We start from the raw sequence: 17,094 nt of genomic DNA on the forward strand, positions 1-17,094 counted from the left end.
ACCTTATTTGGGAAGAATACCGATAACAAGAGAAGAATCTGTCTTTCACATCTCAGGTACCCAAATACAGTATCTTAAGTACTACTATTAATTTCTTCTTCTAGAAGAGAAATTTCATATTTAATTTTTTCAAATGCATCTATATCAAAACCATTTTTTGTGACAGTTTCTTTTTTCATTCTGTTAATAATATTCTTATAAAATGCAAATGGATTGATTTTATGATTGAAAAGACAGCTCAATATATATGCAATAAAATATGGGGCAATTCCAATGATTATTGCCCATCTATCTATTTTATCAGTATTAAAAGAAAAAAGAAATAACCCGATTAATATAGATAATATTATTAATAAACTATGATGAAAAAGTTTAAAAAGAAAAATCTTTCTTTCGCCATTTTTTAAATTTTTATTATATACATTTTCCATAGAATTTTTAATTATTTGTTTGCTATTAAGAAGTTCTTGTTTTGTCTTTTCTTCATTCTCTTTTCGCAGATTTATTTCTTTATTATTTTCCTCTATTTTTTCTAGTAAGACTTTATTTTGGTGCTCTGTCTCGATGATATTCTTTTTTAAAGAATCTTGTTCTTTGGCATATTTTTCAAGATCTTCTTGATTAAGAAAATCAATTATAGTTTCAATATTTTGATCAATTTCTTCTGGTCGTCGTGCGTGACTCCTTAGTACTAGTATTCTACTTTGAGCTTGTTCCTTAGTAAGATTACCTTTGTTGATTTCATCTTTCAATTCTTCATACTTTTTTTCAATAGAATCACTAATAATTGAAGATAAAACAATTTTCGATTTAATTATAATATCTGTATTATGAGGAATTGCGTCTTGTCCAAAACCTTTGTTGAGTTTAAACCAAAACTTATTTGTCATCCAATCTAATGTAGTAGCTAATGGCCAAGAACCATCAGATTTTATCAAAGGATGCCAAGCTAACTTAATTATTTTTGAATTTCCCGTCAATAAGATTGAATTAACTTCTGAATTAGTTTTTTTCCCTTCAGGCCCTCTTCTAATACTTATATTATTTAATAGAAGAAGATCTTCATAAACATCATAACCAAATTCTTGTGATAATTTTTGAATAATATCATTATTAAAAATATTTTTTTCCCTAACAATATCTATGTTGGCGTCTTCATTTATTTTATTAATATTTAATATATTATAGAGATCGGCTTTTTTCATTATGATATCACTTTCTCGTTTGCAGCCGGTCACAATCGAATTCATGGCAGTACTTTTAGGGTTAAGTGTGCCCTTACCAACTAAAATATCACAAGCCTTATTAAAAAAAGACTCGATTTCTTTTTTCGTTGATTCAAAATATTTTAATATGATTATATCTTTTTTATTTTTTATATTAATCTCTTTTACATAATTAAAAAAATCGTCAAAATAAGATTTATAAATTGAACCATTATAGCCAACCATATGAAAGATAATTTCAGTATCAATATAAATCTCTAGTGGACTATTCCAATAACCTAAATGGTTAATATCATAATAATTTATACCAGTATATAAAATCAGACCTTCTCTTATTGTTCTAATTACATTCGAAAAATCAGAGTTATTTTCAACAAGTAAAAAGGAAGAAATATATTTTATATATTTGCCTGTTGTTCCATTATCAATGAGAAAATTATAAAAATTTTCTGTTATATTATCAATTTCATTCTTATTTAATTCTTTCTTTTCAATTTTTGAGATATAATCGCATAATGCGTCAATAATAAACTCAGTATCACTCTGAAAATCAGTTTGAATTTCTTTTATTTTATCATCCGAATTTAAAAAAGACCTATCAACAACAAAAACTCCATGTTCACGTTTTAAAAAAGGTAATCGCCTTAATGTTGTTTTTACAACAGCATCAGGAATAATAAATTCATATTTTAGTTTTAATTTTGATGTTATTTCGGTACTGCTTATAGAAAAAAGCCCATCTTCAATAATAATTGTATTAATAAATTGCCCTAAAACATCATAAATATCTTTTTTCTGATCATAAAGTTCTCGAAATACAGCTAGAGAAGAAACAAGATTATTATTGTTATAGCGATTATCAAACATAGATTATCATTCCTCGTTCTTGATTACAAAAAAGAATGTGATGAAAGTAATATAATCTCATAATTCAATTAAAAAATCAAATATTTTTTGTCATAAGTATCTTTTTTATAATGCCTCCACCAGCTCCCCAAATGCCTCTACCTGGGCCAGTCTCAGCTGCTCCTTTTCGCCCTCTATCTCATGCCCCGCATAATGCTCCAGCATAGCCAGAGTCTTATGCCCTGTCTGTTTCTGCAATACCTTCTTATCCACCCGAGGCCGCATATATGAGGTAAAGTAATGCCGCCAGCCATGAAAGGTATACTGTTTAGCCGCTTCCTCACTCATACCGGTTTTCACCAAGGCATCACGCAATGCATCCCTGAATATACTGGCCTCTATCGGTTTATTCGGTATTGAGGCATAAAAGATATACCCCTCAATACCCTCACCATAGGGGTTTGTTTTGGCAAGCTCAACAAGTTCATACATGATTGACTTGAACGGTATCTGAACAATCCGGTTTTCGTTGGTCTTGGTAGTTTTGAGGCCATCTATGGCATTCCATGAATGCCTGATGTATAAACACTCATCCCCTAAATCCTGTACCCGCAAACCCTGTATTTCGCCTGCCCTTAAACCCGTAACCATAGCCAGCATATTTGCCAGTTTTGCCCGTTTATCGCCCCATTCAAGAGAGAAAATTGCTTTGGTAAGTTCCGGGCTTAATATCTGTCGTTCTGCCCCTTTTCCTGAAAACCATACGATCCCCGTCGTAACGTCCTTTTCTATATATTCCTTCTGAAAGGCCCATGCTAAAGGTATAGTCCCGGCCCTGATAATTATATTCTTCCGTTTAGCTGACTGCGGTAGGCATATACCCCCGTTCAGTGATGAAGGGCGGTCAAAATAACTGATAAAGCTTTCTATATCCTGCCGGGTTATTTCACCGAGTAATTTATCCTGAAAATAGGGTATCCAGTACCGCTTCACTATTCCTAACTGCTCAAAGACGTACCGCCGGTGTATACCGTGGTTTTTCCGTAATTTCTCCTGAACATAGGGTGATTGCTCGTAATCCCAGAAGTTAAGCAAATAGCCGGTAAAATCAATATCCTGCTTGGTACCTGCCAGCACATAACTTCTGAGATACCCCCGGCGCTGAAGCTCTTTTACAATGATTTCAGCCTCAGCCTTCGAGAGGTCTGCCTGTTTCACCGTATCCAACAATGAGTATTGTTTTAGGTTTATCCGTGAATCTTTCTGCGGTATGCCCTCTCTGAGCCATTCCAGGGCTGTTTCAATAGCCTCAGCCTCGGTAGCCTTGCGGGTACTGATGCCAGGCATAAACCTGCCTGTGTCCGGGTTCTTAAACGCGACGTAATAATTGGTTCTGATTTTCGGCTTATAAACAGAAAACGGGTAACGCCCTTTCATGCTCTCAACCTTTGCGAGGTACACAAAAAAGCACTTTTCTGTGTACTTTTTTAGTATCGCAACAGTTGTGAACTACCCCTTTCAGGGAGGCATCACCCGTATTTCATTACAACGTAATAAGTTACTCTTTAGCAGGGACAGGACTCGAACCTGTGACCTCCGGGTTATGAGCCCGACGAGCTGCCAACTGCTCTACCCTGCGTCGTATTTGTTACTATACAAATTTACCCGTAAAAGGTCAAGTCCGGGGCTGCCGGTTCCTCATATTAATTAGATATACCGCGGATATAAGAGAAGCGAAGGACACAATCAGGGGAACAAAAGCGGGAATGCCGGGATGGATAATAAGGAAATTGTACATTCCGTGTATCAGTACCGCTAAAACAAAGTTTTTAAGGCTTCCGGGACGCCGGCTGCACAAAGCCGCGGCGGTCATACCGACCCGGGCGCCGCAGCCGCCGTGAAGCGGCGCCGCCATAAGACCGCGGATAACCGCGACCTGGATATCCGCCGCGGCGTAGGAAGCGTTTTCAATAAAGGCGAAACCGAGACCCGCGACCAGTCCCGTAGCGGCGCCATGGGAAGGCGATTCTCCGCTGCCGATCCGCGGCCAGCGCCGTCCTATGATAAAGAAAACCGCCAGCGCGAGGAGCCGCCCCCCTTCTTCCGTAAGGGCGATTTTTACAAAAAGCCTGAACAGAAGCGAACCAAACCCGGTTCCGGAAGAAACCGGGAAAAGCCCCTGCAGAAAGGCGGCGATCAGGAGCGAAACAATCCCCGCCAGCAGGGCGCAGAGGAACCATAAAATGCCGTAGGGGTATTTGCGCAGGGAAAACCAGAGATATGCAACCAGTACGGGCAGAGCTGAGAGAAATAACAGCAGAATTAAAGAACCGAATCCGTTCACCACTCTAGGCTAATAGTAGCGGTTTCGGCGGTGAATAGTCCATGGGTAGGGGGAGCATCGAGACTTTCAAACCGGAAAGCACCCGGGGTTGCTGGTACTGCGGGTCCTGGTATGGGAAAAAGGGTATGGCTCCTCAGCGGCCTGCGGCCTCGAAAGTCGCTCATACCCTCTTTCCCATACCACCCGGTGTTACCATCATGCCCGGGTGCTTTCCGGCTTAACCGGCTCGGTGCTGCCCCGTAGAGAGGGCTGCTCCCCCTGGTTCCAAAGCTGCTGTGCAGCTTTTCCACCACCCCCACTCCTGGTTCTGCCCGCATCACTGCCGGATTCCGGCAGCACAGCACAAAAAAAAATCTCCCATACCCAACACCCCTCCAAGGCAGGGCACGCGCAGTATCTCCCTGGCGGCGGCACAGAAGCATGGTACAGAAAAGGTAGCATGGGGTGCCGGGAAGAATGGGGTATGAGCGACTTCGGAGGCCGCAGGCCGAGGCAGGAGCCATACCTCATTCTTCCCGGCAGGACCCCAAACCTTATTTTTACCATGCTTCTGTGCCCGATAACAGAAATACTGCGGGTACCCTGATTCCGGCCTTGAGACTCCAGCCGCTTTGGGTTAGATTTTACGGGAGGTACTCCATGGGGAAAAAACCGACTTCCGTCATAATCGCGCTCACCGGACCGAAACATTGCGGCAAAACCGAAACCGGCAAAGCGTTGGCGGACCTTTCCGGAGGGACCTTCCTCGATCTCGATACGGTTGCCGAAGAGCTGTCGGGCATATCCCCCCGGGAGCTTTATAAAAAAGGCAGGGACCTGTTTCAGGAGGCGGAAACCGGGGCAGTATCGGAGGTTCTCAGGAGGGCCTCGGAAGATCCGGGACTGTACATTATCGCCGCCGGCGGAGGGATAATTGATAACCGCCGCGCGTTTGAAACCCTGAAGCAGTCCGCTGTTCTCGTTTACCTGGATATTATAGAAGAAACTGCCTGGAAACGTATTGAAGCGGCATCGAGCGGCGGGCTTCCGGCATTCCTCGAAGGCGCCGAAAATCCGAAACAGGCCCACGGAGAACTGCACCGGAGACGGAGCGGTTTATATAAAAACCATGCAGAAATAACACTTTCAGCGGAAAATAAAGATCCCGCCGGGATATCCGCGGAAATATGGGATATAATAAAGGTACGGTATCTTTAAAAGTCTTAACTGCAGCGATCTTGACCGAAAAAAGTAATAAGATATACTTAGGTTGCGATGGAAAATTTACGCATTCTGATCATCGGAGATGAAGAAACAGTATCATTGGGCATTCAAACCCAGCTTGAAGAGGCTGGGTATATTGTCTTTGATACGGTTCCCCAGGGAAAAGACACCCTCCTTATCGTGGAAGAATGCAATCCCGGCTTAATAATTATCGATATGCAGTCAAAGGGACGGGTAGATGCCTTTGAAACAGCCCGGGTGCTCAAAAAACAGACCGATCTGCCTATGATCTGCATAAGCGAAAACGGCAACGAAACCGTTATCGACCAGGTAAAAAGCCTTAAGCCGGCGGGATATTTACTCAAACCGGTCAAAGAAAAGGATCTTTTTTCCGTAATAAAAACAGCCAAAAACCGTAAGGAAGCCGAACGGACTACCACAACCCAGGGCCGGCTTTTTTCCGCTATTCTGCATTACGTAAATGACGGAATCGTAGCCATCGATCCGCAGCTTACCATAATGTTCATGAACCCGGTGGCCGCCAAGATGAGCGGCTGGACCGAAGAAGACGCCCAGGGAAAACCCATACAGCAGGTTTTTTCACTTATTGATTCCCATAATCTGTCGCATCTCATACCCAAGGCGCTTCCCGAAGAGGATAAGCCCAGCCTTTTCCGGGATGTGATCATGAAAAGCCACCACGGCAACACGATCATCGTGGATGGTTCCATAACGAAAATCCAGTCCAACGAAGATGAACCCTCGGGATACGTCATGATGCTCCGGGATATCAGCGAAATGAAGAAGCTGTCCGCCACCATCGACTACCAGGCTACCCATGATACCCTTACGGGTCTCTCAAACCGGGAGGGCTTTACGATAAAACTCCAGGACCTGCTGGAGGGGCTCAAGCGGAACGGCGGATTTCACACCCTGATGGAACTCGATATCGACCGGTTCAAGGTCATCAATGAAACCGGGGGAACCGCGGCGGGGGATGAACTGCTCCGCCAAGTAACCGATATACTGCGGTCTATTCTGCAGCGTCAGGATATTTCCGCCCGGCTCGGCGGTGACGAATTCGCGGTGGTTCTCCGGGACTGTATGATCGAAGACGCCATCGGTGTGGCCCAGAGACTCCAGAATCTTATCCAGTCCCATAAGTTTGTGTGGAATAAAAGAATGTTCCCCCTCTCCCTCAGCATTGGTCTGGTACCGCTTACGGACAAGGACCACGACACCCACACGGTGCTGGCCGCCGCCGACGATGCCTGCACTATGGCAAAGGAGGAAGGGGGCAACGGGCTCAATGTCTTCCAGAGCGGGGATGAACGGTACCAGATCAGGCGGGGCCAGATGCAGTGGGTCAGCCGGATCAACGAAGCCCTGGTACGGGACCAGTTCAGGCTGTGGTACCAGCTGATCGACGCCCTGCAGGACCCCGATGATCCGGGAAAAATCGAACTTCTCCTGCGCCTTGAAAATGAGGATGGGACCTTCTCCAGCCCGACGGATTTTATCCCGCCCGCGGAACGGTACGGCCTGATCAAAAACATCGACCGCTGGGTAGTGGAAACCGCGGCAAAAGAATGGAGACGCCTCAAGAAAAAACGGCATCCCATCACCAAACGGGTTTTCTCGGTAAACCTTTCCGGCCAGACGGTCCTGGACCTGGCGTTTACGGATTTTATAGTAAAGACATGCGAAACCTACGGTGTCCCGCCGGCGGCATTCTGTTTTGAAGTAACCGAAACGGTAGCCATGCAGGATCTGACCTTTGCGTCGAAATTTATCACCACCCTCAGGGAAAAGGGATTTACCTTTTCCCTGGACGACTTCGGTTCAGGATTCTCCTCGTTTTCATACCTTAAAAACCTGCCCGTGGATTACCTCAAAATTGACGGATCCATTGTCAAGGATATCGATGAAAACCGGGTCAACTACATAATGGTGGAATCCATAAATTCCATGTGCCACGTAATCGGCCTCAAGACCATCGGCGAATACGCCCGGAATGAAAAGGTCGTTAAGAACCTCAAGAAAATCGGGGTCAACTACGCCCAGGGATATTCCATATCCGAACCCGCTCCCCTGCCGTAAGCTTCAGAATTAATCCTGTTTTTTAGGAGGCCTGCCGCGCTTCTTCGGCCGGGGCAGGGTCTCCTGAGCCCAGTCATATATGATCTTCTTGAGCCCCTCATCGGTAAGCTTAAGGGTTTTTCCGCAGTCCGGACACAGAAACCGGCTGTCTGCGTCGAGATGCTGTTTTCCGCAGCCTATGCAGTAGGTTTTTCCGCAGGAAGGACAGGTACCGGCGGGCATATCGTCGGGCGGTTCCGTGTACAGGCGGATCGGCGGCACCGGGCCGGGATCCCGGAGCACCTTCCATGACCGGCCGCAGGAGGCGCAGGAAATAGCCCTGGTTCTCGCTTCATCCAGCTTATTCCGGAGTTCCTCCCTCGAACCGGCAAGTTCTCCGGCAAGGGACAGTTTGTCCAGCCTGACCAGAAGTTCCTCCAGTTCATCCCAGCGGAAAGCTCCGGCGTATATCCACCCCAGGGAAACCAGGATGGACGGATAGTTGGGATCTATCGCCAGGGCCGCCTGGCACGCCGCCTCAGCCCGGGGATACTCGCCTTTTTTCGTTGCCACATAGGCAATGAGTTCCAGTATCTCCGGCGAAGGCGCGGCGCTGTGGGCACGGGCAAGCAACTCATCCGCTTCACCGTAGAGACCGATTTCAATAAGGCAGGACGCGCGGTTGGTAAGATACTCCGTGTTGTCCGGCGAAGCCCGGAGAGCCCTGCGGTAATAATCGTCCGCGTCCTCATACCTGCCGGACCTGACCAGCAGATTGCCGGCGCAGTTGGCCAGAACCCCCTCGGGATCTTCGGCCTTGGTCGATTCCAGGATAGAAAGGGCGTCCTCCAGGGAGCCGCTGAGAAAGGTATACACCGCCCGGTTTACCCGTATGGGCGGGAGATCCCCCAGCGCCGCGGAGGCTTTTTCGAGATACGTTCCCGCGGTCTCAAGGTTCCCCTTGCTCAGCTCAATCTGCGCCGCCAGATTAGCGGTCCATCCGTCCTCCGGAGACAGCGCGAGGGCCGTCCGGATATGCTCTTCCATTTCACGGTCCCCGGGGTCGCCGTACAGGAGGAACCGGTTCTCCGCGAGCTTAAAATGAAAAAGCCCGTATTCCGGTTCCATGGATACCGCGGCTTCAAACAGGGGAAGCGCCTCCTTCCGTCTGCCCCGGCGCACCAGGAGAAGGGCTTTAAGAAAAATCAGCGCGGGATCATCGGCAGCCTTTTTGGCATGCTTCTTCTTTAACGCGTCCGCCCGGGCAAATTCCGATTCCGCCGTATCCCAGTCCTCGATACCGAAGGCCCATTTTCCCGCCAGGGCGTGGGCTTCCCAGTTTTCGGCGTCCAGGAAAAGCAGCTTGGGTATTACGGTCCCCAGATCGGAGTAGTTATCCTGATTGAGGAATTTCCGGCCCGCCTCTAAGTAGCGTGAGAACGCAGTCTCCCGGTCCCCCAGAAGCTCATAGGTATTGGCGGCGTTTTTTACGGGCAGGCCGCTTTCGGTATCCAGGGAAGCGGCGCCGTCATAGGCGGCAGCCGCGGCTTCGTATTCCTTTGATTCAAAATAAGCATGGCCAAGCAGGGTCTGCACCGTCGCGTCAGCGAGGCCTTCGTCATGCAGTTTTTTTCCGAGCTCCTTGAGCGCTTCGGAGTTTCCCTGGAGGTACAGAAGCTTTGCCTGTTCGCCCAGGGCTTCACCGCGGAGCCGGGAATCCGCGGCAATATCCAGGCAGTCCGAAATATACGTTTCCGCTTCGTCCAGGAGCGCCAGCTGCAGCGCCGCCCGGGCGGCCAGGAGCAGTTCATCCCCGGTGCGCATGTATCCGGGGAACTCCCAGTTTTTCTTAAGCTGCTGGAGCACCGAAGCGGGCAGCCCCATGGCGGCGAAAGTTTCCGCCAGGGCGACGCGGCTGGCCGGGTCCGCGGGAAAGTCGCTTTCCCAGGCGGAATAGGCCGCCGCCACTTCCCTTACCCGGGATTCCACGGAAAACGAAGCCAGATACGCCTCTGCGGTATAAGGAGCCGGGGTTGTTCCTTTCGGGCCGGCCCCGTAGCACGCGCAGGCAAGCCCTACCCTTCCTTCGGAAAGGGTGGCGTCATTGAGTTCCACCGCCCAGCGGCCGTTCAGGGCGATACGGAGATGCGTACCATAGACGGCTATGGTAAAGGGAATCGGTCCGTCCATAGCCGGCGCCCCGGGAATCTCGGTCCAGCCCGACAGGGCCAGGGGCGTCCCGTTTCGGATCACGTCAACTCTGAAATATCCCTTTGATGAAAGGAGCAGCAGATAGCCGGTCCGTTCATCAACCATTCTGAATCCGATACCGGCGGCGGCATAACCGCCGTTGGGCTGAACCCCGACCGAGCCTTCGAGTATGCAGTCACCGTACCGGAACTGCATATCCAGGACAAACGCGAGACAGTTGGGGCGTTTTATTCCCAGGACCAGGGCACCGTCCCTGAGAAACCCGTCGTGGGAATCCTCCGACGGGAGTTCGAAACGGTTTTTTTTTGGTTTAGAAAAATCCGCGGTCCACTGTTCCTCGATTATTTCATTGGGATCCGCGGGTTTGGTGAAGTATTTCCGGAAGAAAGGAAGCCGTTTTAAAAATCCGAACATACATATCTGTACCCTAAATGGCCTAAAAAGTCGAGGTCGCCGCAGGACACCCACAGAATACGCCGGAGCGGCACAGAAGCATGGAGATACAAGTACCAGGGGTCCTGTCATATGAAAAAAACACCGCAAGCGGTATTTCTTTTCATATGACACCCCGCGCTGCCTTCTTCCACCATGCTTCTGTGCCGAACACCACACACTGCGGGTATCCTGCCATTGCAAGAATGCCGGGTAACAGAGGGCCGTCCCCGTAGCTGCGGTGGCCGGGAACAGATAATTCCGACAGCGATGCGGAGGAACTCGAAGAGGGGGCAGCGGAGAAGCGTTTGAGTCACACCGTGACACAAACCTTCGCAGCGAGGGGGAGCAGCCCTCCCGCGAACGGGCAGCATCGAGCCGGTTAAGCCGGAAAGCACCCGGGCAGTAATGGTAACGCCGGGTGTCATGAAAAAGGGAGGATGAGCGGTTTTCGAGACCGCAGGCCGACGCACCGCCAGCCTCCCTTTTTCATGACGGGCCCCGCGGACCCGGTATACACGGGTGCTTTCCGGCTTGTCAGACTCGGTGCTCCCCCGCATATTGTCCTGATCCAAACTGAACGTGTATAGTAGAATGGATATGAAAAAGATCAGCCTCATCTTATTAATCGCCGCGTGCGTTCTCTGGGCAGGGGCGGCGGTATATAAATTCACCAGTATCAGAAACCAGCAGTCCCAAAAAGTCACCATTACCTTTGCCCAGTACTGGCAGGACGAGACGGACACCCGGTTCCTCGATTCCCTGATCGCGGATTTTGAACAGGAGAATCCCCTGATTACGGTGCAGGTCCTGGACATGTCCGGGGCCGCGCTGCAGGACCGGATTTTGGGTTTTATCAATGAAGAAGATCCGCGGAAAAGAAAACGGAATCCGCTGCCGGATATACTGGCGCTGGACAGCCGCTGGTCAGGGGTGTTCGATTTTGGCGAACTGCTGCTCCCGCTGGAACAGTATATAGCCGGCGACAGCCAGCTTTCCGCGGAATTGGCCTTCAGCGGCGCGGTCCAGGATGAACCGGTTCTGATTATGCCGGCGGTTTCCTTCAGCTATCCGCTTTTTTACAATATAAAACTGCTGCGGGAATCCGGGTTTGACCGCCCGCCCAAAAGCCGGGAGGAATTCCTGGCATACGTCCGGACAATCGCCGGCGGCGGTTCCGGAATATACGGAACGGCTCTGGCCCTGTCTCCGGAAAATCCCTACGGGATCACCGGCGATCTCTACGCGTGGCTGTGCGCGTCAGGTCCGGCAATCACGCAGGGAAATACCCTGGACTTCACCTCCCGGGAAGCGGTCCGGGGGCTTACGTTCCTCAGCGCTTTTGCGGAAGAAAACAGCCTGGATCCCGGATTCGCCGGTACCGCGGACCGGGAGAAACTCGACTCATTCGCGGCGGGAAAAACAGCCATGATCATCGGTTCGGTGGGGGACATTGCCTGCATCCGCGGTAAAGCCCCGGAGCTGGATTTCGGCGTCACCGCGGTCCCGGCCCAGGCATCCTATATCGGCAAACCCTATTTCGCGGTCCGCAGCTGGTACCTGGGTATACCAAAAGAAAGCCCCCGCGACGAAGCGGCCTGGCGGTTTATCAGTTTCCTCCTGGGAAAGGACCGGAATGAATACCTGGCTTCCCGGGTGTACGGGATTCCCGCCAACGGAAACGCCCAGCCGGAACGGCTCAACCATGACGACCTGTATGAAAAGCTCCTGTCTTTGACGGACAGCGGAGAAGGTATCGCGGAACTGTACGGGTTTTCCCAAGCCGGGGTTTTGGAAACCATTATCCGGGAGGAAACCATCCGTATGCTGAATGGGGAGCAGTCCCCGGAGGAAACCGCCGCCGCCATCCAGTCCCGCTGGGACGCTCCCGGAAGCGGGGACTAGCGGCACTTCGTATTGCCGGCCGCCGCGCCATCACGAAAACATCCTCCCATACCCATCCCCCGCAGCGGCAGAACAACCGCAATATACATGAAAACGGCACAGAAGCATAGCCGGAAAGGCGGCCGAGCCGAGGGACCAGAAGTGGGGGTAGTGTAAGCCCCGCGAAGCGGGGCTGAAACGAGGGGGAGCAGCCCTCCCGCGAAGGGCAGCACAGAGCCGGTTAAGCCGGAAAGCACCCGGGCCGTAACGGTAACACCGGGTGTCATGTAAAAGGGCGGATGAGCGGTTTTCGAGGCCGCAGGCCGACGCACCGCCATCCGCCCTTTTACATGACGGGCCCCGCGGAACCGTTCTCCCCGGGTGCTTTCCGGCTTGTCAGTCTCGGCGCTCCCCCGCATATTGCGGTTATCCTGATAATTCTCTTGACCCTCCGGTGCACTGGATAGTGTATACTTGTATCTATGAAGGATTCCATGTATCGGATAAGCGATTTCTCCAAAATTACCAGCCTCACCGTAAAAACCCTGCGGTACTACGACGAGGAAGGTATCCTCTCCCCCTCCTACCGTGACGGAGCGAACGGATACCGGTATTACAACGAAAAGGATTTTACCCGGGCGGGCCTGGTGACCTTTCTCCGGTCCCTGGATTTTTCAATTTCTGAGATGAAGGAAGTCCTGGCCGACTGTGAAACCGATGAGGATCTTTCGTATTTTCTCAGGGAAAAGAAAAAACAGGTTATGGGAAACATTGCCAGGGAACAAATGATCATCGATAAAATCGAGCAATTCGCGCGGCCCGCGGCGCCCGTAACCGGGCTTACGGAATACACCGTAGAACTCGGAACCGCGGATCCGGTTCTCGTCGCGTCGGTACGGTATACCGGTGCCTACGCCAATACGGGGGATTATTTTTCTATTCTTTACAAAGCGGTAAAAGGGAACGGCGCCGGTGTTCCCTTCAATCTGCATTACAACGATGAATATGCGGAGGAAGCGGAAATCGAGGTATGTCTTCCTATCCGCAGGCATATCCGGGGCGACGGGATACAGGTCAGAACCCTGCCGGCGGTGCGGAAGGTTATCCGGACGGTTCACCGCGGCCCCTATTCAACAATAAACCTGGCGTACAAGGCTCTCCTGGATTACGCCGGGGAACATTCCCTCACCTGCGCAGTCCCCTCCAGGGAATATTACCTCAAAGGGCCGGGCATGCTCTTCAGGGGGAACGAAAATAAATACGTCACAGAGATTCTGATTCCCGTGGAAAGCGGGCCGGATTCCGGAAAAGGAGAAAACCATGGCGGACAGTAAATTCGATTTTAAAAAAGAATACAGGGACCTCTACCTTCCCAAAGGAAAGCCCATGCTCATTGAAGTGCCGGCGATGAACTTCATCATGGTCGACGGGCGGGGCGCGCCGGAAGGAGCGGATTACCAGGAGGCGGTAGGCATACTCTACGGCCTGAGCTTTACCATAAAAATGAGCAAACTCAGCGGAACGAAACTCAAGGGCTACCGTGAATATGAAATGCTTCCCCTGGAAGGTATCTGGTGGGGCGACGAGGGTGTATTTATCGTCGAAGACCGTTCTACCTGGCGGTGGACATCCATGATCCGGCAGATGGATTTCGTTACCCCCGACGTGTTCGCCTGGGCTTTGGAGGAATGTTCCCGGAAAAAACCGGAACTCAACCTTTCCCGGGCCCGGCTGGAAACATTCCGCGAAGGGACCTGTGTACAGATTATGCATACCGGCCCGTATGCCGAAGAACCGGTATCCTTCAAACTGATGGAAAATTATATGGAAGAACAGCGTCTCATCAGGGAGCCGGGCTGGGAAACAAAGCACCATGAGATCTACATTAAAAACCCCATGAAAACAAAGCCGGAAAATCTTAAAACCGTACTCCGGCAGAAGGTTAAAAAACTATAGCCCGCGGCAGGTCCGGGCGTTTCCCGGACGGCGGAAAAAAACACAAAAATCCCAACACTCTGCCCATTCTTACAGTAATCTTACTATATGGATGAATTGGACGGCCGGGCTCTGCGGGAGGATGCCCTGGCGGGGGGAGAACAGGCACGGGAGGCGTTCCTCAGACTCTGGGAAACCTATTACCGGCGGCTGATGTATTTTGCCCTGTCATTCCAGGGACTTCCCCGTTCGGAATACGACGACCTCGTATCGGATGTACTCATCCGGGGGTTCACTTCATTAAAAAGCTATAACCCGAGCCGCCCCCTTTCACCGTGGCTGTACAAAATCGCGGCAAATTATTTCCGGGACGCCCTGAAGCGGGCGGGGAAAATCTCCCCGGTCATCGTCGGTGCCGGTGACGGCAGGCATCCGTCCTATGATCCGCCCGACGCCGCGGACCATACAAAGCTGCTGGAAGAACGGGATATGGCGGAACGGTGCAGGGAAGTCATCGGAACACTGGAACCACCGGACCGGCGTATCGCGTTCCTGCGTTTTTTTGAAGGCATGAACGCCTCGGAAATAAGCCGGGTTATGAAAATTCCCGCCGGAACGGTCCGGTGGAAAATACACGAAATCAGGAACAGGATATCCATCCTGACGGGAGAAAAACCATGGTAAAAACGGATGATCCCATCAGCAAAGCATTCGCGGATGAGCTGGAAAGTATCGGGGACCGCGGTCCGTCACCGGCGGAAATCCGGGAAGCCCTGCACTCCCGCCGGAAGGAGAAGAATATCTCCCGGTTTGCTTTTTTTGAGCCTTCGGGAATTCTCGTATGTTCGCTGCTTTCCTGCCTGGCGCTGGTAATTTTCAGCGGGTCCGGGCTTGAAATAATACGGCCTCTGGCGATGGATATTGCGCAGTCCGTTCCGCCGGACCTGGATGAGCAGATAGTCTCATTTATTTCTTTATTACGGAGGTTTATTTAATCATGATCAGAAGAATTATTGTACCTATTGCCGTGCTGCTGGCGGGTTTCGCGGCGGTGTTATTTTCGACCGGAGAAGCGCGGCTGGTGCTTTTTATCGACATTCCCTCATTCATTCTGGTTCCGGTGCTGGCGGTCCTGTATACCGCCGGGTCCTACGGATTCAAAGGAATCGGCAGGGCCTACCGGGCGGCCTGCTCCGGGGACGCTTCCCGGGAGGATATGGAATACGGAGCCGCGGTGTTCAGGGACATGGGACGGAATTTCTGGATCTTCGCGATCCTGACCTTCGGCATAAGTCTTATGGTAATTTTAGCGAATCTTACCAGCCCCGAAACGCTGGGCCCCAACCTGGCGGTGGCAATTCTAACCGCATTGTACGCCGCGTTCTTCAACCTGCTTTTGGTCCAGCCCTTCCTCAGTACCATAAAACACCGCCTGAACCAGCCGCGGTAACGGGTTCATCCGCCCGTACCCGCCGAAAGCGGGTACGGGCTTCCCTATCTTGTCCGTCCCGGCGTTACCTGGTATTTTAACACCATGCGCGCCATTGTACGACCGACCCCTTTTTCCGGGACCCTGCGGATTCCCGCCTCGAAATCTCATACCATACGCCGGCTCCTGATTGCCGCCATGGCGGATGGAATTTCCGAAATCCAGTACCCGCTGGATTCCCTGGACAGCCGTTCCTGTGTTTCCGTATGCCGGGCCCTGGGAGCGGATGTGGAGGAAATCCGGTCGTCCGATGGAAACTGTCCCAATCCCGCCGACGCGGAGGGCAAAAAACTCGTCAGCTGGAAAGTAACCGGCCTCGGCCTCGGAACGGCGGGTTCCTCCGTCACGATACCGGCCGCGCCCCTGGATGTGGGGAATTCCGGGACTACCCTTTTTCTGGCCCTGGCCATGGCTGCCCACGGGACCGGGGATATAGTGTTTACCGGAGATGAACAGATCCAGGCCCGCAGCGCCGCTCCCCTGCTCACAGCCCTCTCCGGTCTGGGTGTCTCCGTGGATTCGAAAAACGGTACGGTCCCGTGTACGATCCGCGGCCCCTGGAAGGGCGGCCGTGTAACGGTGGAATGCACCACCAGCCAGTACCTTTCGGCGCTGCTTCTGGCGGCGCCCCTGGCGCCCGCAGGGACCGTAACGGAAATCGATGTTCCCCTGCTCAACGAAAAACCCTATGTGGAAATTACCCTGTCCTACCTGGAGAGCCACGGCATTCCCTATGAAAAATCCGACGATTTTTCATACTTCCGCATTCCCGGAGGGGCTTCCTACAAACCGGCGACCGGGACCGTGTCGGGTGATTTTTCATCCGCGGCGTTTCCCGGCTGCGCCGCCGCGGTCAGCGGCGGTCCGGTTACCCTTCTCGGCCTTGACCCCGAAGATCTCCAGGGCGACAAGGCGGTCTTCGATATGCTGCAGCGCATGGGCTGCAGCGTGGAATGGACGAAACGGCCGCCGTCGGTGCCCAGTATCAACGAAACCGCAATAAAGGAGAGCCCCTGGGAACTTACCATAAGCCGGGAGGGCACACTCCGGGCGGGAGAGCTCGATTTAAACGCCACCCCGGATCTGCTGCCGGTGCTGACCGCGGCGGCGTGTTACGCGTCGGGAGAAACGGGGCTCGTCAATGTGGCCCATGCCCGGATCAAGGAAACGGACCGCATTGCCGTGATGGCCCGGGAGCTGGGCAAACTCGGGGCGGTCATTGAGGAATTGTCCGATGGGCTTATTGTCCGGGGAAAAGGCGGCCAGGGGATTCCGCCGCTCCGGGGTGGGAAGGTCGACGGCCACGGGGACCACCGGGTTATAATGGCCCTGGCGGTGGCGGCCCTGGGCGCCGATAAACCCGTTGAAATCGATACCGCCGAACGGGCCGCCGTAACTTATCCGGGGTTCCTGGAACAACTCGGGGCCGATATACTAGAATAAAG

Annotated in this window: 13 protein-coding genes and 1 tRNA gene; 9 read left to right on the forward strand and 5 right to left on the reverse strand. The window is 51.6% G+C overall.

Annotation, left to right across the window (positions count from 1 at the left end; genetic code table 11):
- Window positions 1–74: 74 nt before the first annotated feature.
- The 4 genes from JFL75_RS11830 to JFL75_RS11845 all read right to left on the reverse strand — a co-directional run bounded on the left by JFL75_RS11830 (window position 75) and on the right by JFL75_RS11845 (window position 4,419).
- The gene (locus JFL75_RS11830) at window positions 75–2,093 is read right to left on the reverse strand and encodes a hypothetical protein (RefSeq protein ID WP_215626892.1); all 2,019 of its coding nucleotides are present in this window, start codon (window positions 2,091–2,093) and stop codon (window positions 75–77) included.
- A 105-nt stretch (window positions 2,094–2,198) separates the two neighbouring features.
- A complete protein-coding gene (locus tag JFL75_RS11835; RefSeq protein ID WP_215626893.1) occupies window positions 2,199–3,509 on the reverse strand; it encodes a tyrosine-type recombinase/integrase in 1,311 nt (436 codons plus the stop codon).
- Between the two features lie 129 nt (window positions 3,510–3,638).
- Window positions 3,639–3,711, reverse strand: a tRNA-Met gene (locus JFL75_RS11840).
- A gap of 36 nt (window positions 3,712–3,747) precedes the next feature.
- Window positions 3,748–4,419 carry a PrsW family glutamic-type intramembrane protease gene (locus tag JFL75_RS11845; protein WP_215626894.1) on the reverse strand — a complete coding sequence of 224 codons (672 nt, stop codon included), beginning with the start codon at window positions 4,417–4,419 and terminating at the stop codon, window positions 3,748–3,750.
- 636 nt (window positions 4,420–5,055) lie between these two features.
- Between JFL75_RS11845 and JFL75_RS11850 the strand changes: the two genes are divergently transcribed.
- Together JFL75_RS11850 and JFL75_RS11855 are read left to right on the forward strand one after the other, a co-directional pair.
- On the forward strand, window positions 5,056–5,613 hold the full coding sequence (locus tag JFL75_RS11850) for a shikimate kinase (protein WP_215626895.1): 558 nt from the start codon (window positions 5,056–5,058) through the stop codon (window positions 5,611–5,613).
- Between the two features lie 57 nt (window positions 5,614–5,670).
- Window positions 5,671–7,719: an EAL domain-containing protein gene (locus JFL75_RS11855; protein ID WP_215626896.1), complete on the forward strand. Its 2,049-nt coding sequence runs from the start codon at window positions 5,671–5,673 to the stop codon at window positions 7,717–7,719.
- Between the two features lie 9 nt (window positions 7,720–7,728).
- On the opposite strand, the gene JFL75_RS11860 is transcribed toward JFL75_RS11855, so the two are convergent.
- Window positions 7,729–10,323: a tetratricopeptide repeat protein gene (locus JFL75_RS11860; protein ID WP_215626897.1), complete on the reverse strand. Its 2,595-nt coding sequence runs from the start codon at window positions 10,321–10,323 to the stop codon at window positions 7,729–7,731.
- Between the two features lie 618 nt (window positions 10,324–10,941).
- Between JFL75_RS11860 and JFL75_RS11865 the strand changes: the two genes are divergently transcribed.
- The 7 genes from JFL75_RS11865 (at window position 10,942) to aroA (ending at window position 17,092) form a co-directional block, all read left to right on the forward strand.
- Window positions 10,942–12,246: an ABC transporter substrate-binding protein gene (locus tag JFL75_RS11865; RefSeq protein WP_215626898.1), complete on the forward strand. Its 1,305-nt coding sequence runs from the start codon at window positions 10,942–10,944 to the stop codon at window positions 12,244–12,246.
- Window positions 12,247–12,719: 473 nt separating this feature from the next.
- Window positions 12,720–13,559, forward strand: coding sequence for a MerR family transcriptional regulator (locus JFL75_RS11870; protein WP_215626899.1), 840 nt, complete (start codon window positions 12,720–12,722; stop codon window positions 13,557–13,559).
- On the forward strand, window positions 13,546–14,181 hold the full coding sequence (locus JFL75_RS11875) for a GyrI-like domain-containing protein (protein ID WP_215626900.1): 636 nt from the start codon (window positions 13,546–13,548) through the stop codon (window positions 14,179–14,181). Before JFL75_RS11870 ends, JFL75_RS11875 begins: the two co-directional genes overlap by 14 nt.
- 87 nt (window positions 14,182–14,268) lie before the next feature.
- Window positions 14,269–14,844, forward strand: coding sequence for an RNA polymerase sigma factor (locus tag JFL75_RS11880; protein ID WP_215626901.1), 576 nt, complete (start codon window positions 14,269–14,271; stop codon window positions 14,842–14,844).
- Window positions 14,838–15,155: a hypothetical protein gene (locus tag JFL75_RS11885; RefSeq protein ID WP_215626902.1), complete on the forward strand. Its 318-nt coding sequence runs from the start codon at window positions 14,838–14,840 to the stop codon at window positions 15,153–15,155. Before JFL75_RS11880 ends, JFL75_RS11885 begins: the two co-directional genes overlap by 7 nt.
- Window positions 15,156–15,157: 2 nt before the next feature.
- Window positions 15,158–15,610 carry a hypothetical protein gene (locus JFL75_RS11890; RefSeq protein WP_215626903.1) on the forward strand — a complete coding sequence of 151 codons (453 nt, stop codon included), beginning with the start codon at window positions 15,158–15,160 and terminating at the stop codon, window positions 15,608–15,610.
- Between the two features lie 84 nt (window positions 15,611–15,694).
- Window positions 15,695–17,092 (forward strand): 3-phosphoshikimate 1-carboxyvinyltransferase, encoded by a 1,398-nt coding sequence (gene aroA, locus JFL75_RS11895; RefSeq protein WP_215626904.1) that lies wholly within the window; start codon window positions 15,695–15,697, stop codon window positions 17,090–17,092.
- Window positions 17,093–17,094 lie beyond the last annotated feature (2 nt).

The sequence above is a fragment of the Breznakiella homolactica genome (assembly GCF_016616095.2).
Taxonomy (GTDB): Bacteria; Spirochaetota; Spirochaetia; order Treponematales; family Breznakiellaceae; genus Breznakiella; species Breznakiella homolactica.